Source organism: Kineococcus sp. DHX-1, assembly GCF_042473625.1.
Taxonomy (GTDB): Bacteria; Actinomycetota; Actinomycetes; order Actinomycetales; family Kineococcaceae; genus Kineococcus.
This window is the reverse complement of the sequence record NZ_CP170445.1, coordinates 4042640-4061148: the sequence shown is the minus strand read 5'-3', so window position 1 is coordinate 4061148 and position 18509 is coordinate 4042640. Positions and strand designations below refer to the sequence as shown.

General features: G+C 74.5%; 16 protein-coding genes and 1 pseudogene. 12 read left to right on the top strand and 5 right to left on the bottom strand.

The annotated features are described in order from the left end of the window. The first annotated feature begins 75 nt into the window (after positions 1-75). The 7 genes from ACFEMC_RS19510 (at position 76) to ACFEMC_RS19480 (ending at position 8039) form a co-directional block, all read left to right on the top strand. The gene (locus tag ACFEMC_RS19510) at positions 76-357 is read left to right on the top strand and encodes a hypothetical protein (protein WP_380171158.1); all 282 of its coding nucleotides are present in this window, start codon (positions 76-78) and stop codon (positions 355-357) included. Positions 358-480: 123 nt separating this feature from the next. Further along, complete coding sequence (locus ACFEMC_RS19505) at positions 481-1482, top strand: LacI family DNA-binding transcriptional regulator (RefSeq protein ID WP_380171157.1); 1002 nt, start codon at positions 481-483, stop codon at positions 1480-1482. Positions 1483-1559: 77 nt separating this feature from the next. Next, positions 1560-2753: a Gfo/Idh/MocA family protein gene (locus tag ACFEMC_RS19500; RefSeq protein WP_380171156.1), complete on the top strand. Its 1194-nt coding sequence runs from the start codon at positions 1560-1562 to the stop codon at positions 2751-2753. Positions 2754-2762: 9 nt separating this feature from the next. After that, on the top strand, positions 2763-3788 hold the full coding sequence (locus tag ACFEMC_RS19495) for a sugar phosphate isomerase/epimerase family protein (protein WP_380171155.1): 1026 nt from the start codon (positions 2763-2765) through the stop codon (positions 3786-3788). Positions 3789-3877: 89 nt separating this feature from the next. Further along, positions 3878-6538, top strand: coding sequence for a diguanylate cyclase domain-containing protein (locus ACFEMC_RS19490; protein WP_380171154.1), 2661 nt, complete (start codon positions 3878-3880; stop codon positions 6536-6538). Positions 6539-6614: 76 nt separating this feature from the next. Continuing rightward, positions 6615-7136 (top strand): CAP domain-containing protein, encoded by a 522-nt coding sequence (locus ACFEMC_RS19485; RefSeq protein WP_380171153.1) that lies wholly within the window; start codon positions 6615-6617, stop codon positions 7134-7136. Between the two features lie 141 nt (positions 7137-7277). Next, complete coding sequence (locus ACFEMC_RS19480) at positions 7278-8039, top strand: hypothetical protein (RefSeq protein ID WP_380171152.1); 762 nt, start codon at positions 7278-7280, stop codon at positions 8037-8039. Between the two features lie 152 nt (positions 8040-8191). Here ACFEMC_RS19480 and ACFEMC_RS19475 read toward each other — a convergent pair whose 3' ends face one another. Then, positions 8192-8398 (bottom strand): hypothetical protein, encoded by a 207-nt coding sequence (locus tag ACFEMC_RS19475; RefSeq protein WP_380171151.1) that lies wholly within the window; start codon positions 8396-8398, stop codon positions 8192-8194. A 66-nt stretch (positions 8399-8464) separates the two neighbouring features. Further along, complete coding sequence (locus ACFEMC_RS19470; protein WP_380171150.1) at positions 8465-9961, bottom strand: SulP family inorganic anion transporter; 1497 nt, start codon at positions 9959-9961, stop codon at positions 8465-8467. A gap of 663 nt (positions 9962-10624) precedes the next feature. Between ACFEMC_RS19470 and ACFEMC_RS19465 the strand changes: the two genes are divergently transcribed. Both ACFEMC_RS19465 and ACFEMC_RS19460 read left to right on the top strand, forming a co-directional pair. After that, complete coding sequence (locus ACFEMC_RS19465; protein WP_380171149.1) at positions 10625-11770, top strand: acyltransferase family protein; 1146 nt, start codon at positions 10625-10627, stop codon at positions 11768-11770. 10 nt (positions 11771-11780) lie between these two features. Beyond that, the gene (locus tag ACFEMC_RS19460) at positions 11781-12191 is read left to right on the top strand and encodes a MerR family transcriptional regulator (RefSeq protein WP_380171148.1); all 411 of its coding nucleotides are present in this window, start codon (positions 11781-11783) and stop codon (positions 12189-12191) included. 4 nt (positions 12192-12195) lie between these two features. On the opposite strand, the gene dxs is transcribed toward ACFEMC_RS19460, so the two are convergent. Both dxs and ACFEMC_RS19450 read right to left on the bottom strand, forming a co-directional pair. Then, positions 12196-14145 carry a 1-deoxy-D-xylulose-5-phosphate synthase gene (gene dxs / locus ACFEMC_RS19455; protein WP_380171147.1) on the bottom strand — a complete coding sequence of 650 codons (1950 nt, stop codon included), beginning with the start codon at positions 14143-14145 and terminating at the stop codon, positions 12196-12198. Positions 14146-14219: 74 nt separating this feature from the next. Continuing rightward, positions 14220-14420: a hypothetical protein gene (locus tag ACFEMC_RS19450; RefSeq protein ID WP_380171146.1), complete on the bottom strand. Its 201-nt coding sequence runs from the start codon at positions 14418-14420 to the stop codon at positions 14220-14222. Positions 14421-14476: 56 nt separating this feature from the next. Here ACFEMC_RS19450 and ACFEMC_RS19445 point away from each other — a divergent pair, with 56 nt between their 5' ends. After that, entirely contained in the window at positions 14477-15682 is a 1206-nt protein-coding gene (locus ACFEMC_RS19445; protein WP_380171145.1) for an FAD-binding domain-containing protein, read from the top strand. Between the two features lie 78 nt (positions 15683-15760). On the opposite strand, the gene ACFEMC_RS19440 is transcribed toward ACFEMC_RS19445, so the two are convergent. Beyond that, positions 15761-17137 carry a DUF2254 domain-containing protein gene (locus ACFEMC_RS19440; RefSeq protein ID WP_380171144.1) on the bottom strand — a complete coding sequence of 459 codons (1377 nt, stop codon included), beginning with the start codon at positions 17135-17137 and terminating at the stop codon, positions 15761-15763. Between the two features lie 57 nt (positions 17138-17194). Between ACFEMC_RS19440 and ACFEMC_RS19435 the strand changes: the two genes are divergently transcribed. Together ACFEMC_RS19435 and ACFEMC_RS19430 are read left to right on the top strand one after the other, a co-directional pair. Then, positions 17195-17911 carry a 2-phosphosulfolactate phosphatase gene (locus ACFEMC_RS19435; protein WP_380171143.1) on the top strand — a complete coding sequence of 239 codons (717 nt, stop codon included), beginning with the start codon at positions 17195-17197 and terminating at the stop codon, positions 17909-17911. A gap of 22 nt (positions 17912-17933) precedes the next feature. Then, positions 17934-18470, top strand: a pseudogene (locus ACFEMC_RS19430) (histidine phosphatase family protein); the annotation flags it as partial. Positions 18471-18509: the final 39 nt, after the last annotated feature.

Sequence of the window (18509 nt, the reverse complement as noted above, 5' to 3'; positions counted from 1 at the left end):
CTCCGGAGGTACCGCCGTGGCCTGCCCAGCCGTGCTGTCCCGCGCCTTCCGCAGCGTCGTCCCCACGGCACGACCGTGAGGACGGCGGCGAGCGGCAGCTGGGTCCCCGACGACGGGGTCAGCCGGCTGCCCGCGGGCGAGGTCCACGCGTGGGAACCAGGGCGGAACGCGACGGTGTGCGGGGTCCCGCTGCGCCGCGCGGGGCTGGCCCGGTTCCCGCACGTGGAGTTCTCCGACCTCGACGCCCTCACCGGCGGCAGCGGTGACCGCGTCCGGTGGACGTGCCCCCGCTGCCTGGCCACCACGGGCGGCCGGCGGACCTTGCGGCGCTGGACGCGCACCGGTCCCCGGCCCTGAGGACCGTTGTCCCGGAGGACGCCCTGCACTACGGTGCGGTCGATGCGCATCGACGAGCAGGAGTCGGGCGCTGGGGGAGGGGGGCGCGCGGTGGCCGGGAACCGGGGTGCCACGGGTCGCACCGTGACGAGCAAGGACGTGGCGCGGGTCGCGGGGGTCTCCCAGAGCACCGTGTCCTACGTCATGAGCGGCAAGCGGCCGATCTCCGAGCGCACCCGCCGCATCGTCGAGGACGCGATGGCGCAGCTGACCTACCAGCCGAACGCCGGCGCCCGCGCCCTGGCCAGCCAGCGGACGCAGATCGTCGCCGTCGTCATGCCGTTCGACGTTGCGCTCGGCGCGACCGGGCTGATGGCCTTCATCGAGGAGATCACGCTGGCCGCGCGGGCGCGGGACCACGACGTCCTCATCGTCACGGCCGAGGAGGGCGTGGACGGGTTGCGGCGCGTCGCCGGCCGGGCGCTGTGCGACGCCGTGGTCGTCATGGAGGTCAGCTCGGACGACCCGCGCGCGGCGATCGCCCGCGAACTGCGGGTGCCGACGCTGTTCATCGGGTTCCCCGACGACGCTGAAGGACTGCACTGCATCGACTTCGACTTCGAGGACGGGGCCCGTCTCCTCGTCCGCGAGCTCGCCGCCAGCCCCCGCGTCTCGGCGCTGGTGTGGGGCTCGGAGACGGTGGACCGAGGGCTGAACTACGTCCCCCGGTTCCGGGACGCCGCGCAGGAGGCCGCCGCGGCCGCCGGGGTGGCCCTCGACTGGGTGCCGCTGGAACGCGACCGCGTGGAGGAGCAGGTGCAGGCCGTCCTGGCCGGCGGCTGCGAGGCGCTGCTGGTGACGGCCCACCTCAACCGCGTCGTCCACGCAGTCCAGGAGGCGGGACTGCGCCCGGGCACCGACCTCGACCTCGTCGCCCTCGCCACCGACGTGGAGGCGACGGGTTTCACCGTGCCGCTCACCGCGGTCTCGACCCACCCGCGCGACGTCTCCCGGCAGGCGATGACGTGGCTGTTCGACCTCCTCGAGCGGGGGGCGGGGCCCGCCCAGGTGCGGCGCGTCCCGGCCTTCGTGACCCGCCGCTCCTCGGTGCGCGCGGGGTCCACCCCGCTCGTTCCGCGACCCTGAACCGGTTAGTACGATCCGCACCAGCACCACCCGCACGGCCAGAGAACGACGACGACGTCCCGGGAGGACCAGCCCGCATGTCCGCTGACCAGAACGCACTGCCGGAACTCGGGGTCGCCGTCGTCGGCCACTCCTTCATGGGGGCGGTGCACTCGCACGCCTGGCGCACGGTCGACCACGTCGGCACCCCGCGGTTCCGCACGAAGCGCGTCGCGCTCGCGGGCCGCGACCTGGGCCGCGCGCAGGCCGCCGCCACGCAGTTCGGCTGGGACGAGGGCGTCGACGACTGGCGCACGCTCATCGAGCGCGACGACGTCCACGTCGTCGACGTCCTCACCCCGGGCGACTCCCACGCCGAGATCGCCATCGCCGCGCTCGAGGCCGGCAAGCACGTCATCTGCGAGAAGCCCCTGGCCAAGACGGTCGAGGAGGCCCAGCGCATGACGGAGGCCGCGCAGGCGGCGTCCGCGCGCGGGGTCCGCAGCATGGTGGCGTTCAACTACCGCCAGGTCCCGGCCATCGGCCTGGCCCGCCAGCTCGTCGAGCAGGGCCGTCTCGGCGAGCTGCGCCAGGTGCGCGCGGTGTACCTGCAGGACTGGATCGTCGACCCCGAGTTCCCGCTCACCTGGCGGCTGCAGAAGGACCGGTCGGGCGCGGGTGCGCTGGGGGACATCGGGTCCCACATCATCGACGCCGCGCAGTTCATCACCGGTCAGCGCCTGACCGGCGTCTCCGGGACGGTCGAGACGTTCGTCAAGCAGCGCCCGCTGGAGGCGACCCGCACGGGAGCGAACACCGGCCTCGGCGCTGAGGCGTCGAGCGAGTACGGCGACGTGACCGTCGACGACGCCGCCGTGTTCTTCGGCCGCGGTGACGGCGGGGCGCTCATGACGTTCGAGGCGACGCGCATGGCGCTGGGCCGCAAGAACGGCATGCGCATCGAGGTCAACGGCTCGAAGGGCTCGATCGCCTTCGACTTCGAGTCCATGAACGAACTGCACTTCTTCGACGGGACACTGCCGGACGCCGAGAACGGTTTCCGCCGGATCCTGGCGACCGAACCCGAGCACCCCGGTGTCGCGAACTGGTGGCCCGCCGGTCACGGCCTGGGCTACGACCACCCGTTCGTCCACGAGCTGCAGGAGTTCCTCGGGGCGATCGCCGACGAGCGCGACCCGTCGCCGAGCTTCGCCGACGGCCTGCAGGTGCAGCAGGTCCTCGAAGCGGTGCAGCGCAGCGCCGAGAACGACTCCGTCTACACGAGCATCTGAGGAGAGACCGTGGCTGAACCGCTGAAGACCCCGCGCCCCGTCACCCTGTTCACCGGCCAGTGGGCCGACCTGCCCTTCGAGGAGGTCTGCCGCCTCGCCTCCGAGTGGGGTTTCGACGGCCTCGAGATCGCGACCTGGGGCGACCACCTCGACTCCACGCGCGGTGCGAGGGACGACGACTACATCGCGCAGAAGAAGGCGACGCTCGACAAGTACGGCCTGCAGGTCTGGACGATCTCGGCCCACCTGTCCGGTCAGGCGGTCTGTGACCTCATCGACCAGCGCCACCAGGACATCGTGTCCGTGGACGTGTGGGGCGACGGGGACCCCGAGGGCGTCCGGCAGCGTGCGGCGGAGTACGTCAAGGACACCGCCCGCACCGCGGCCCGCCTCGGCGTGAAGACCGTCACCGGGTTCACCGGCTCCTCGATCTGGCACACCGTCGCGATGTTCCCCCCCACCCCCGACGCCATGGTCGAGGCCGGGTACCAGGACTTCGCCGACCGCTGGAACCCGATCCTCGACGTCTTCGACGAGGTCGGGGTGAAGTTCGCCCACGAGGTCCACCCGTCCGAGATCGCCTACGACTACTGGACGACGAAGCGGGCGCTGGAGGCCATCGGCCACCGCGAGGCGTTCGGCCTGAACTTCGACCCGTCGCACTTCGTCTGGCAGGACCTGGACCCGATCGGGTTCCTGCGCGACTTCGCCGACCGGATCTACCACGTGCACTGCAAGGACTCGCGCAAGCAGCTCGACGGCCGCGCGGGCCGCCTCGGCTCGCACCTGGCGTGGGCGGACTCCCGCCGCGGCTGGGACTTCACGTCCGTCGGCCACGGCGACGTCCCGTGGGAGCTGATCTTCCGCGAGCTCAACAACATCGCCTACGAGGGCCCCACGAGCGTGGAGTGGGAGGACGCCGGCGTCGACCGGCTGCGCGGGGCGCCCGACGCCCTCGCCTTCGTCCGCCGCCTCGGCGAGCTGTTCCAGCCCCCGGCCGCCGCCTTCGACGCGGCGTTCAGCTCGAAGGGCTGATTCAAGCCCCCCACCCGACGGGCCGATGGGACCTGTGGTGCGCCTCGCTCCGGCGCGCCACAGGTCTCTCGCGTCGAGGGGGTGTTCGCGTGCCGTCCGTGCCCGGACGCCTCGTCGACGCGCCCGGGGAACCCGCCTGGTTGCGGGGGACCTGGCGTCGCCGCGTGGTCTTCGCGCTCCTCTTCGCGGCCGCCGTCCTGGTGGGGCGCAGCGCGACCGCCGAGGGAGCGCACCTGGCGATCGTGTGGCCCGCCTCGGCCGTGGGTCTGCTCTGGATCGCCGGCTCACCGGGTGGCCGGCACCGCGTCGTCGACGGTGCCCTCCTCGTCCTGCTCACCGCGCTGCTGCGCGTCCTGACGTCCATGCCCGTGGCGGAGTCCGTCCTGCTGGGGGCCGCCGCGCTCGTGCAGGCCGTCGTCGGGGCCCGCACCCACCGCCGGCTCGAACCGGCCGGTCTGCTGCTGCGGACCCCCGCGCACCTGCGGTCCCTGGCCCTCTCGGCCTCCGTGGGCGGCCTCGCCTCCACGCCCGTCGCCGCGCTCGCCTTCCTCTGCGCCGGCGTGCCCCTGGGGTTGTCCGCCGGGCAGTGGCTGCTGCGCACCGGCGTCTCCACCTTCCTCGTGCTGGCCGTCGTCCTGCGCACCGCCGAACGAGCGCCGGACGCCCCCGGGGGCCGGGCGCGCCGCGCGGAGAAGCTGGCGATCCACGGCGCCGCCCTCGTCGCCTACGGGCTCACCTTCTGGTTCAGCCAGGGCGCGCCCGTGGCCTTCCTCGTCATCCCGGTCGCGGTCTGGGTAGCCCTGCGGCGCACGACGACCGCCGCCACGGTGCACGTCGTCGTGGCCGCGGGCGTCGTCGTCGCCGCCACCTGGGCCGGTCGCGGGCCCTGGTCGGAACTGCCCCCGGACCTGCAGGCCGTGACGGCGGAGGCCTTCACCGGCGTCCTCGCCTTCATCACGCTCGTGCTGGCCCTGCACCGCGACGAGAGCGCCGAGAACGCGCGGCAGGCCGCCGAGCAGGCGGACCTGCTGGCCGTCGTCTTCGCCTCGATCTCCGACGCCGTCTGCGTCTTCGACGCCCGCGGTGACTCCCTCCTGCGCAACCCGGCCGCCGAGCGGCTGCTGGGCGGGACGCGGGCCACGCGGAGCGAGTGGGGTGGACGCATCGCGTTCCAGCGACCCGACGGCTCGCCCCACGCGGACGGGGACGTCCCGATCGCGCGGGCCCTGCGCGGTGAGGACGTGGACGCCGAGGACCTGCGGTTCGTCTCCGCGCAGCACCCGGACGGCGTGCTGCTCAACGTCAGCGCCCGCCCGCTGCCGCGCGTGGACGGCGTCCCGTGGAGCGGCGGCGTGGTCGCCGCCTTCCACGACGTCACGGAGGTGCGGGCCGCCGCCGAGCGCGTCGCGCAGGCCCACGAGCTCGTCTCCGGCGTCCTGGCCGCGGCCACCGAGCACGCCATCGTCGCCGTCGACACCGACGGTCTGACCACGCTGTTCAACGAGGGGGCCGAGCGCATGCTCGGCTGGACGGCGGCCGAGGTGGTCGGCACCGACTCGGCACGGTTCTTCGTGCCGGAGGAGCTGCGGGCCGCCGCCGCGGCCGAGGGGCTCGACGACCCGCGACAGCTGTTCTTCCGCGTCGCGGAGCAGGGGGCCCGCACGGCCCGCTTCTCCTTCCGGCACCGCGACGGCGGGACGTTCCCCGTGAGCCTGACGACGTCCCCCCTGATCGGCGCCGGCGGCGGTGTGGAGGGGTTCATCGGCATGGCCACCGACGTCTCCGAGCTGGAGGACTCCGAGGCCCTGTTCCGGACCGCCCTGCACGCGGCCCCCGTCGGCATCGCGCTCGTGCGGGCGTCGGGCCCCGAGGCGGGCCGGTTGCAGCGGGTGAACCGGTCGCTGTCGCGCTTCACCGGCCGGGCCGAGGAGGACCTCCTCGGGACCGACGTCGGCGGCATCTTCCTGGGCGGGGAGAGCGGCGACGACCTCTTCGCGGACGTGCTCAGCGGCTTCACCGCCGAGCAGCGGCTCCACCTGCAGATCGGGCGGGACGGGCACGAGCCCCTGCAGGCGGACGTCACCGCCACCCTCGTCCGCCTGCGCGGGGGTGAGGTGACGATGCTCTGCCTCGTCGAGGACGTCACCGAACGCCGTGCGGCGCAGGCCGAACTGCAGCGCCAGGCTCTGCACGACGCCCTCACGGGACTGCCGAACCGGCTCCTGTTCACCGACCGCCTGGAGCACGCGGTGGCCGCGGCCGGACGGGGGGTCGGGCACGTCGGGCTGCTGTACGTCGACCTCGACGGGTTCAAGGCGGTCAACGACACCGCCGGGCACGAGGCCGGGGACGACCTGCTCGTCCAGGTGGCCGCCCTCTTGACCGCGTGCGTCCGCCCGGGCGACACCGTCGCGCGCCTGGGTGGGGACGAGTTCGCCGTCGTCTGCCCGGGGACGAGCACCGAGGACGACCTGGTCGCGATCGGCCGGCGCGTGCTCGACGCGCTGCGCGACCCGCTGTCGGTGCGCGGGCACGCGGGGGTCGGGCACCAGGCGGTCGTCGGCGCCAGCATCGGGGTGCGCTGGTGCCGGGGCTTTGCGCCGACCGAGGAGCTGCTGCGCGACGCCGACGAGGCCATGTACGCGGCGAAGCGGGCCGGGAAGGGGCGCGTGGTCGTCCACCGGGGCCCGTCGGGAACCGTCGAGGCCGGCGCTGCGTCCCACCTCTCATCAGGCCTTGACGGACAGTGATGAATCAGCCACGGATCGTGTGGTTCATCTCACAACCGAACCCTCGATGACGCACAGGACTGGTTGAGTGCGCCGCATGACGACGTCCCTCCCGCGGGTCTCCCCGCGGTCCTCCCGGCGCCCGCTGACCGCGGCCGCGCTGACCACGACCCTCGCCGCGACCTTCGTCGTCGCGCTCGCCGCCCCCGCGTCGGCCGACGACACGACCCGCGAGGTGGACCCCGCCGCGCTGCACGTGCTCGACCGCACCAACGCCGCCCGCGCCGCCGTCGGCTGCGCGCCGCTGGTCCTCGACCCCGCCCTCGAGACGGCCGCCGAGGCGCACAGCGCCGAGATGGCCGCGACCGGGACCATGACCCACACCGGCGCCGACGGCAGCTCGCCGCGGACCCGCCTGGCCGCCGTCGGGGCGTTCCCGGTGCGCACGGCCGAGAACGTGGCCTACGGCTACGACGCCGACGGCGTCGTCGACGCCTGGCTGGCCAGCCCCGGCCACCGCGCGAACCTCCTGGACTGCCGCCTGGCCTCCGTCGGGATCGCCGAGGCGCCCGGTGCCGCCGGCACCTACTGGACGCAGGTCTTCGCCGGCTGGGCCTGACCCGCTCGGCGCGACCCGGCCGCCCCGGCGGGGCATGCTGGGTCCGTGCGGGAACCCCTCCGCCGCGCACGGCGTCGGAGGGGCGTGCGTGGGGCGCGGGACGAGGGTGCGACGGTCGCACCCGGGCGCCGGGAGGTCGTCGTGGCGGGTGCACCCTGGTGGGAGCAGTTCGACCCCGGCCCCCGCGAGTCCGGTGCGTCCGGTCCGACGCCTCCCGTGACCGGCACCGGCACTCTGGCCCCCGCGCAACCCCAGGTCGTCCGCGACGACAGCGGCGACCACCAGGACCACCCGCCGCCCCTGCGCCCGCCGCGGCGGCTGCAGGTCGTCGCGGCCGTCCTCGCCCTCGTCCTCGTCGCCCTGCTCGGGGTCCTCGCCGCCCGCACCGTCGGCGCGACGTCGGCCCCAGCCGCCCAGGAGGGCACCGCGGGCGGCCCGACCAGCGCGCCCGCCTCCTCCGCCACCGGCCGCCCCGCCGGGGGGACCGCCGCTGCCGACGCGGCCGCCACCACCGAACTGGAGGAACTGCGCCGCACGGGCCTGGAGGCCCACCCGCCGGACGGCCAGTGGGTGGCCCAGCTCGCGGCCAAGAGCGTCGGGACGACGGACCCGGTGCAGACCGCGGCCAACGGGAGCAGCACCTTCTACGCCGCCGACATCCTCGCCCAGAGCAAGGAGATCGCCTCCGGTGTCGCGGGCGGCGACGTGTTCGTCCTGAAGACCACCGACTTCGGCGACGGCCTCGTCGACAAGCGGGACAACCCCTACTGGGTGACGCTGGCCGCTGGCCCGTTCGGGAACGCCGACGACGTGCGGACCTGGTGCGCCAGCATGTTCGCCAGCACCCCCGCCGCCGAGCGCGGCAACGTGTGCCTGCCGAAGCAGCTGACGCCGCCGGAGTGAGGGAGGCTCCGCTCGTTCCGCGGGGGGTCCTGACGGGGCAGCCACGGGTGTCCCCACGGCCGGCCCGAGGTAGGTGCAGGTGTGGGGACGGCGCCACGGTCGGCGCGGTCGCAGTTCCGGTGCGCGGCCGGGAACTCCGGGCCGGAACCGGCTCACTCCCGGCAGTTCCCCAGCGACTCGTCCCACCACACGGACAGAGGCCACGACCCGCTGCGCCGCAACGCTTCCCGGCGCAGGCGTTCCCGTCGCCGCACGAGGAGGAACCTCACGACGGCGACGGTCACGGGTGCGGTGGGCGGGGCTCCGGGCAGTTCCGTGGTTCCAGCACGGTGGACGCTGACCTCGGTGGTCGACGACATCCGGACCTCCTCTCCGCGCGGCCGTCCGAACGGTAGGAGGTCGCGAGGGGGAGGGGCGAGAGAGTTTCAGTGCGCGGACGTGAGGTGCCCGGCGAGACGTTCGTGCATCTGTGCGCTCGCGTCGTTCAGACCGACGATGTCGACCGACGTCCCGCGCGCCGCGTACTTCGTCGTTACGGCGTCGAGGGCCGCGACGGTCGAGGCGTCCCAGACGTGGGAGTCGGACAGGTCGACGACCACCCGCGACGGGTCGCCGGGGTAGTCGAACTGCCCGACGAGGTCGTTCGAGGAGGCGAAGAACAGCGCGCCGTGCACGCGGTACGTCTTCACCGCGCCGTCGTCGCTGAGTTCGCCGTCGACCTCGACGAGGTGGGCCACCCGCCGGGCGAAGAGCAGTGCCGCGACGACGACGCCGACGACGACCCCGATCGCGAGGTTGTGCGTCGCCACCACGACCACGACCGTCGTCACCATGACCGCGGTCTCGCTGCGCGGCATGCGGCGCAACGTCCCGGGGCGCACCGAGTGCCAGTCGAAGGTCCCGACGGCGACCATGACCATGACGGCGGCGAGCGCGGCCATCGGGATGACCGCGACGACGTCGCCGAGGCCCACGACGAGCACGAGCAGGAACACCCCGGCCAGGAACGTCGACAACCGGGTGCGGGCGCCGGCGCGGACGTTGATCATCGTCTGGCCGATCATGGCGCAGCCGCCCATGCCGCCGAAGAACCCGGTGATGACGTTGGCGGCGCCCTGGCCCCACGCCTCGCGCGTCTTGGACGACCGGGTGTCGGTCACCTCGTCGACGAGCGTGGCCGTCATGAGCGACTCCATGAGCCCCACGAGCGCCATGCCCACGGCGTACGGGGCGATGATCTGCAGCGTCTCGAGCGTGAACGGGACGTCGGGCAGGGCGAGGACGGGGAGGCTGTCGGGCAGGGCGCCCTCGTCGCCGACGTTCGGGACCGCCAGGTGCGCGACGACGGTCAGGACGGTGAGGACGACGATCGCGACCAGGGGCGCGGGCACCGCGGTCGTCAGCCGGGGCAGGAACACCATGATCGCCAGGGCCGCAGCGACCATCGGGTAGACCAGCCACGGCACCCCGACGAGGTGGGGGACCTGCGCCCAGAAGATGAGGATCGCCAGGGCGTTGACGAACCCGACCATGACGCTGCGCGGCACGAACCGCATGAGGCGCGGCACCCGCAGGAGCCCGAGGACCACCTGGATCAGACCGCCCGGGACGACCGTCGCCAGCAGGTACTGCAGGCCGTGCTCGCGCACCACCGGGGCGATGACCAGGGCGACCGCTCCGGTGGCGGCGGAGACCATGGCCGGTCGCCCGCCGAGGACGGCGATCGAGACGGCCATCGTGAAGGAGGCGAAGAGGCCGACGCGGGGGTCGACCCCGGCGATGATCGAGAACGAGATGGCCTCGGGGATGAGGGCGAGCGCGACGACGAGGCCGGCGAGCACCTCGGTGCGCAGGACGGTCGGCGACGGCAGGCCCCGGCGGATGCGGGCGAGCGGTCGGGGGGGCAGGGCGGTGGTGGTCACAGGCGTCCGTTCCGAGGGAGACCGGGGGAGGGCGTGGAGGGCGCTCCGGACCGCCGTGGCGGTCGATCGGGGAGCGTCGGCGTCTTCGACTCTACCTTGACGTGAGAAGAAGGTTACGGCGCGTCGCCCCATGCCGTCGACGAAGGGTCGCCGTCCGTGACGCTGCGTGTGGACCGGCGTCCGACGGGGTGGGGTCGTGGTTCCGGGTCGGCCCCGGTGGGCCCTCCGGAGCGCGGTGTCGGCGCAAGCGCCGACCGGGACGCGCGGGCGTGCTGCCCGGCCGCCGGTGGGCGTCCTGGGTGCGGCTGACGCGCGCCTGCTGTCAGTTCAGGAAGTGTCTGCACCACAACGCTTCTCGAGGAACAGGGCGGCGCGGCGCACGGCGCCTTCCTGGGGGGTCGTGTGGGCGGGCTGACGAGAGGTCGTGCGCCTGCCGCCGGCCTGCTCCGTCGTCGCCCACCGGGCCGGCTCTCGGAGCGCCTGGGGAGCGGGACCACCGGACCGCTTGCGGACGGCCCTCTGAGAATCTACCTTCACGTAACGGTAGGGTTCGGGTCGTCAGCACGCCTCGGGGGAGGTGCTCGTGGACGGCGGCTCGCCTCCTCCCCAGCCCTCCGCGCAGCCGACCGGCCCCGCGCGGCCCCCCACTCGAGACGAGGTCACGTGACGACCCGCACCAGTCCGACGGCGACCGGCCGCACCGGCACCCGCTCCACCGAGCGCGTCCCTGCCGCCCGGCACGCCTCACCGTCGCGGGGCCGGACGCTGGCCACGGCCTTCGACCCCCGGCACAACGCGCTCGACGTCCTGCGGCTGGCCCTCGCGCTCACCGTGGCCGTCGTCCACACGACGTACCTCGGCTTCGGGCACCAGCCCGAGGTCGGCGCGACCGACGTCGGCAGCCTCGCCGTCGACGGGTTCTTCGTGCTCAGCGGGTTCCTCGTGGCGCGCAGCTGGCTGCGCCTGGGGTCCTTCCGCCGGTTCGTCTGGCACCGCGCGCTGCGCATCCTGCCCGCCTTCTACGTCAGCCTTGCGCTCACCGCCCTCGTCGTCGCGCCGGTCCTCGCGGTGCTTTCGGGTCGGGGGCCCACGTCGGTGTTCTCCGGTCCCGACTCCGCGGTCGGCTACGTCACCTCGAACGCGGCACTCCTCATGCGGCAGTTCGGGATCGCCGGCCTCGGCGACGACGGCAGCGGCTCCGTCGTCAACGGGTCGCTGTGGACGCTGTTCTACGAGGCCGCCTGCTACGGGATCGTCGCCGCCCTCGGGGTGGTCGGGGTCCTCGCCCGCCGCCGCTGGGTCGTCCTGGTCCTGCTGGCCCTGCTGTGGGCGACGACCGTCTCGGCGACCGCCGGGTTCAACCCCGTCGGCTCCGAGCTGATGCTGCGGTTCGCCTTCGTGTTCCTGCTCGGGGTCGCCGGGCACCTCTACGCCGACCGCCTCGTGCTGTCGCTGCCCCTGGCCGTCGCGGCGGTCGCGCTCGTGGCCGCCGGGCTCGCATTGCTGCCGGACTACCGCGCCCTGGCCGGGCCGGCGTTCGCCTACGCCTTCCTCTACGCCGTGGTGCGGCTGCCGCTGCGCTGGCGGCCGCGCTGGGACCTGTCCTACGGCGTCTACGTCTGGCACTGGCCGATCGCACTCGTCCTGGCGACGGCGGGGCTCGCGGACGCCGTCGGCGCCGCCTTCGTCCTCGTCAGCCTCGCCGTCACGGCCGGGGTGGCCGCGCTGTCGTGGCGCTTCGTCGAGTCGCCCGCCCTGTCCCACAAGGACGCCGCCTGGGTCACCGGGGGACGCCGTCGACGCGCTTAAGCTGGCCCGGGTGAGCACGGAACAGCACGACGACGGGACGAGCACCGCCGACGGGGCCGTCTACCAGGTCGGCGAGGTGGCCGAGCGCGTCCGGTTGTCGCACCGGACCGTGCGCTACTACGACGACCAGGGCCTGCTGAGTGCCGCCCGCAGCGCGGGGAACTACCGGCTCTACAGCGAGTCGGACATCCAGCGCATGCTGACCATCCGGCGCATGAAACCCCTCGGGTTCAGCCTCGACGAGATGCGGCACGTGCTGCAGGTGCTCGACCGCGTCGACCGGGAGGGCGCGCAGGCGCCGGAGCTGGAGCTGGAACTGCGCCGCGCGATCGACGACGTGCGCGAACGCCGCGACAAGCTGGCCGAGCAGATGGCGGGCGCGGACGACTTCCTCGCCGCCCTGCGCGCCCGCCTGCCCTGACGCGTCAGTCGGGCAGGTCGCCGCGGTCTCCCACGGTCGAGCGTTCCCGCAACGGCCGGGCCTGCGGCAGGCGCGTCCCGATGACCTGGTCGATGATCCGGTGCGCGATGGACTGCGCGTCCAGGCCGGCGTCGCGCAGGATCTCGGTGCGCGACGCGTGGTCCAGGAACTCGTCGGGCAGCCCGAGTTCGGTGACGCCCGTGTCGACGTCGGCCTCGCGGAGGTCCTGGCGCAGCCGGGTGCCGATGCCGCCGACGCGGACGCCGTCCTCGATCGTCACGACGAGGCGGTGCTCACGGCACAGTTCCACGAGGGAACCCGCGATCGGGACGACCCAGCGCGGGTCGACGACCGTGGCGCCGATGCCCTGCGCCGCCAGCAGCGACGCCGTCTCCAGCGCCGTCGTGGCCATCGAACCGACGGCGACGAGCAGGACGTCCCGCGAGGAGTCCGGGGCCTCGGCGAGGACGTCGACCCCGTCGGGCAGCCGGAACACCCGCGGGACGTCCGGCCCGACCGCACCCTTGGGGTAGCGCAGGACGGTCGGGGCGTCCTCGACGGCCACGGCCTCGGCGAGCTCCTCGCGCAGCGTCGCGGCGTCGCGCGGCGCGGCGATCCGGATGCCCGGGACCACCTGCAGGAGAGCGAGGTCCCACATGCCGTGGTGGCTGGGGCCGTCCGGCCCGGTGACCCCGGCGCGGTCGAACACGAACGTCACGCCCGCCTTGTGCAGGGCGACGTCCATGAGGACCTGGTCGAACGCGCGGTTCACGAAGGTCGCGTAGAGGGCGACGACGGGGTGCAGCCCCCCGTACGCCAGGCCCGCGGCCGTCGTCACCGCGTGCTGCTCGGCGATGCCGACGTCGAACACCCGCTCGGGGTGGCGTTCGGCGAAGGTGTGCAACCCGGTGGGGCGCAGCATGGCGGCCGTGATCGCGACGATGCGCGAGTTCTCCTCGCCGAGGTCGGCCAGTTCCTTCGAGAACACCGACGTCCACGTCGTCCCGCCCGCGACCTCGAGGGATTCGCCCGTCGTGGGGTCGATCCTGCCGACGGCGTGGAACTGGTCGGCCTGGTCGCGCAGGGCCGGCTCGAAACCGTGCCCCTTCTCGGTGATGGCGTGGACGATGACCGGCGTCCCGTAGTCGCGCGCCTGGCGCAGCGCCTGCTCCACGGCCTCCTGGTCGTGGCCGTCGACCGGCCCCACGTACTTGATGTCCAGGTTGGAGTACAGCGCCTCGTTGTCGGTGAACCGGGCGAGGAACCCGCGCATCCCGCCGCGCAGCCCGCGGTAGAACGCCCGTCCGGGCGAACCGAAGCGGTCGGCCGCGGCCTGGCTCTTCTCGTGCAGGCGGCGGTACTCGCTGCGCGTCCGCACGGTGCTGAGGAACCGCGCCATCCCGCCGATGGTGTTGCCGTAGGACCGCCCGTTGTCGTTGACGACGATGACCAGCCGGCGGTCGTTGTCGTGGGACATGTTGTTGAGCGCTTCCCACGTCATGCCGCCCGTGAGGGCCCCGTCGCCCACGACCGCGACGACCGTGCGGTCGCTCTGCCCGCCGAGCTTGAACGCGCGCGAGATGCCGTCGGCCCACGACAGCGACGCCGACGCGTGGGAGGACTCGACGATGTCGTGCTCGGACTCGCTGCGCTGGGGGTACCCGGCGATCCCGCCGCGCTCGCGCAGGTGCGAGAAGTCCTGTCGTCCCGTCAGCAGCTTGTGCACGTAGGACTGGTGCCCCGTGTCGAAGATGATCGGGTCCTTGGGGGAGTCGAAGACGCGGTGCATCGCCAGCGTCAGCTCCACCACCCCGAGGTTCGGACCCAGGTGACCACCGGTCTTGGCGACGGACGCGACGAGGAAGCGCCGGATCTCCGCCGCCAGCTCGACCATCTGCTGCGGGGTCAGGTCGTCGAGGTCTCGGGGAGACCGGATCGATCCGAGCAGGTCCACAGGTGCTCCTCTCGTCTGCGGAGGCAGCTTAGGCGGCTGCGGATCGTGCGCCAGTCCGTGCCGCCCTGCACGGGTCAGCGCGAGGTGCCCCGGGTCCAGCGCTCCGCCCCGCCGAGGGCCAGGAGCACCACCACGACGGCCACCCCCTCCAGCGCGGCGCGGACCGGGCTGTCCCCGAAGGCGAGCGCGGCCAGCAGCGCCGCGGCCAGGCCGGCGACCACGGACGCCACGACGAAGCGCGGCGTCGACGTGCGCGGGGCGGTCGGCTGGTCCACGTCCCCAGGGTGCCTCCGGGCGGGCGGAGGGCGCACGCCGGACCCAGGATGGCGCCGTGCCCCGCCTGCCCTCCCCGCCCACCGGCCGCCCGGCGGTGCTCGACTGGGTCCGCACCCACCTCGGGCACCTCACCGTCGAGGGGCCCGGTGACGTCGCGGCCTCCGCCGTGCGCGGGGGGCAGTCCGCCGCCGACGCCGCCCTCGCGGGCCTCGACCTGACCGGCTACGCCGCCCGCCGCAACGAGGTCGCGCCCGAGCACCGTCGAGGGGCGACGCGGCTGTCGCCGTACATCCGCCACGGTCTGCTGCCGCTGCCCGCCGTCTGGGCCGCCGCGAAGGACGCACCCGCCCGCGACCGGTCGAAGTTCCGCGACGAGCTGCTCTGGCAGGAGTACGCACGCCACCTCTACGCCCGCGTCGGGCGCGCCAACGGCGAGCACCTGCGCTTCGGCGCCCCCGTGCCCGCGCAGCCGTGGACCCGCGAGCCGTGGCCGGAGGAGATGGCCTGCGTCGCCGCCACCACGGGGGAGCTGCACGAGGACGGCTGGCTCGTGAACCAGACCCGCATGTGGCTGGCCTCGCAGTGGTCGGTGCGGGCGGGGGCGGACTGGCGCGAGGGCGCCCACGAGATGTACCGGCACCTGCTCGACGGGTCCGCCGCGGCCAACCGCCTCGGCTGGCAGTGGGCCGTCGGCACGGGCACCGGGAAGGTCTACGGGTTCAGCCGGTGGCAGGTCGAGAAGCGTGCGCCGGGCCTGTGCGGGACGTGCGCGCTGCAGCGGGCGTGCCCCGTCCAGGACTGGCCCGAGACCGAGGCCGGCCCGCGCATCGAGCCGCCGGAGGGGCTGGCCGGCGGTCCCACCGACGCGGGCCCGAAGCGGCCGGAGGTGCAGGGCGACCCCGACACCGTCTGGCTGACGGCGGAGTCCCTCGGCGACACCGACCCCGCCCTGGCGGCGCACTCCGACCTGCCCGCCGTCTTCGTGTTCGACGAGCCGCTGCTGCGCCGGTTGCGCCTGTCCGGCAAGCGGTTGGTGTTCCTGGCCGAGACGCTCGCCGAGCTCGGCTGCGACGTCCACCTCGGCGACCCCGTCACCGAGCTCGCCGGCCGCCGCCTCGCCGTGACCTTCGCACCCGTGCCCGGCTTCGCGCGCCGCTCCGCCCGCCTCGACGTCGCCGCCCTGCACCCGTGGCCGTGGCTGCGCCGCCCCGGCTCCGGGTCGCTGCGCTCGTTCAGCGCGTGGGTGCGCACCGTCCGCTGACCCCCTCGCCCGCGTGGAGAACACTCCCTCCGCCCCTCACGCGCGGCCCCGGAGGGCGGAAGGTGTGCTTCCCGCCCCTCAGCGGGCCACGGTGGCCCGGGAGAGCGCGGACCGCGCCCGGTCCACCTCCGCCTGCAGCTGGGCCCGCTCGACCTCGTCGAAGGCCTGCGCGCCGACGACGGTCTCCAGGCGGGCCAGCTGCGCGCCCACCGCGTCCAGGACCGGGGGCCGGGACGTGCACCAGGCGACCTCCCCCAGCAGCGCCGCCACCCGGGTGAGCACGACGGGGTCGGCCGCGCCGTAGCGCAGCGGCTGCGCAACCGCCAGGTCCAGCAGGGCGGGGACGCTCGGCCGTCGCACGACCAGGCGCAGGACCCCCTCGTCGTCGCGGGCGACCTGGTCGCCGAGGCGGCGGTCCGCGACGGAGCAGAGGAACGCCGAGGCGTGACCGACGGCGTGCACGGCCGTCGTCGGGTCGTTGATGCCGGGGGAGAGGGCCTTGCTCGCCACGTCGACGAGCTGCCGCAGCCCGAACGCGAGGTCCTGCGCCTGCGTCGGTTCCGGTCCGACGACCACGGCCGTCCGCACGACCGCGCGGACCTGGTCGAGGTCGGCGGGTGCGACGGGGTCGCCGGACGTGGTCCAGCACCAGGCGAGCGGCGTCCCCGCGACGACCGAGCTGCCCGGCAGCCGGTCCACCACGACGGTGACGCCCGCTCCCACGGCCACGTCGAGCAGCGCCTCCTCGTCCACCAGGCTCAGGAACCCCGAGCGGGTCGCCGGCACCGGGACGGCCGACGGCGGGACCTGCACCTCCTCGTCCGGGGGCGTGGACGTGACCGTGCCGTCGCTCGGGTAGAGGAGGTCGGCGGTCCGGCAGGCTTCGGCCTGCACCCGCGCGAGCATGGTCTCGACGCGGATCTCGCGCGCCAGGTGGGCCAGGAACAGGACGAGGCAGACGACGCTCGCCACCGCCAGCAGGAAGGCGACCGTCACCGAGATGCGCGGGACGACGGCCGCCGACGCGAGCCCGCTGCCGTCGTCGCTCGGGCTGCGGACGGTGCGCAGGACCGTGAGGGCGTAGGTGAAGGTCGCGAGGAAGACGGCCAGGGTCGTGTGGACGAAGCGGTCCTGCGTGAAGGTGCGCAGCAGTCGCGGGGAGAACTGGCTGCTCGCCAGCTGCAACGTCACGACGGTGAGGGAGAAGGTGAGGGACGTGACCGTGATGAGCGAGCTGGCGACGGCGTCCAGGACCGTGCGCGCGGCGCCCGCGCCGCCGCCGAACACGACGTCCGCCACGGGACCGGGCAGGTGGGCGTCCAGCCGCGCGTCGAGCACGGGCAGCAGCAGCCCGGCCAGCACCGCCAGGACGACCCCCGCGACGGGGACCGGCCACAACCGGGTGCGCGCAGCCTCCTGGAGGGCGGCGAGCCGGACGCCGCGTCGGTGGGTCACGTTCGCACTGTGGCAGCAGCCGACAGTCGCGCCCCGTCGGGACCAGGGGGGAGTCCGGTGACCGTCAGCACCGGCTGGGGACGTGACGACCTGCAGCGCCTCGGCCCGGACGTCACGGCCGTCGTCGTGGTCGACGTCCTGTCCTTCACGACGACCGTCACGGTGGCGCTGGACCGTGGTGTCGAGGTCGTGCCCCACCCCTGGGCCGACGCGACCGCCGCCGACGACGCCCGGCGACGAGGGGCCGTGCTGGCGGTGGGGCGCTCGCGGGCGCGGGCGGGCGAGGTGAGCCTGTCCCCGGTGAGCGTCCGCGCGGCCGGCCCCGGCCTGCGGCGGATCGTCCTGCCGTCACCCAACGGCGCGACGCTGACCTCCGTCGCCGCCGGGCTGGGGCTGGTGGTGCTGGCCGGCTCGCTGCGCAACGCCGACGCCCTCGCCGGGCGCCTCGCGCGGAACCCGCCCAGCGGTCCGCTCCTGGTGCTGGCCGCGGGGGAACGGGAAGCAGCCGGGCTGCGCCGGGCCGAGGAGGACCTCTGGGGTGCGGGGGCGGTGCTGTCGGGTCTGGAGGACCGCGGGTGGGTGCTGTCCGCACGTGCCCGGGACGCGGCCGACGCCTACCGTGCGGTGTCGGACGTTCGGGAGTCGTTGCGCGACAGTGTGAGTGGCCGGGAGCTGCGCGACCTGGGCTTCGCCGCCGACGTCGACGTGGCGGCCGAGGTCGGCGTGAGCGACGTCGTGCCCGTGCTGGTCGACGGGTGCTTCGTCGCCGGCTGAGCGTTCCGGTACACCTCGGGGCGTGAGTGTCACCGTCGTCCTCGCCCAGCACGCTGAGAAGGGCCCTGGCGCGGACCCGGGCCTGACGCGCCGCGGGGTCCGGCAGGCCCACGACGTCGCGGCGGCGCTCGCGGACCAGGGCATCCGACGGCTCCACGCCAGCCCTCGCCGCCGCACCCGGCAGACCGCCGCGCCGCTGGCGCGGGCGCTGGGGGTGCGGACGCACGTGGAGCCCGACCTCGCCGAGCGGATGGAGTGGGTGCCGGGGACGGAGTCGGTCAAGGACTTCCTCGCCGACTGGCGCCGCGCGAGCGCCGACCGGGACCACATGCCCCGCGCGGGGGACTCCTCCCGTGCGGCGGAGGACCGGCTGGACGTCGTGCTGCGCCGGCTGGCGACGGCGCCGGTGGTGGCGGTCACCCACGGGGGCGTCACGGTCGACTTCCTCCGCACCGCCGTCGGCGACGCCGCGGTCCCGACGGGCCTGGTCGAGGACGGCGTCCCGCCCGGGGCGCTGACGGAGCTGGCGCTCGTCGACGGGGCGTGGCGCCTCGTCCGGCTGGCCGACACCGGCCACCTCACCGCTGACCCCACCCCT

Bases quoted from the DNA above. Each gene is read 5' to 3' on its own strand.
- ACFEMC_RS19500 (WP_380171156.1), top strand. From the start codon at position 1,560: ATGTCCGCTGACCAGAACGCACTGCCGGAACTCGGGGTCGCCGTCGTC.
- ACFEMC_RS19485 (WP_380171153.1), top strand. From the start codon at position 6,615: ATGACGACGTCCCTCCCGCGGGTCTCCCCGCGGTCCTCCCGGCGCCCG.
- ACFEMC_RS19475 (WP_380171151.1), bottom strand. From the start codon at position 8,398: ATGTCGTCGACCACCGAGGTCAGCGTCCACCGTGCTGGAACCACGGAA.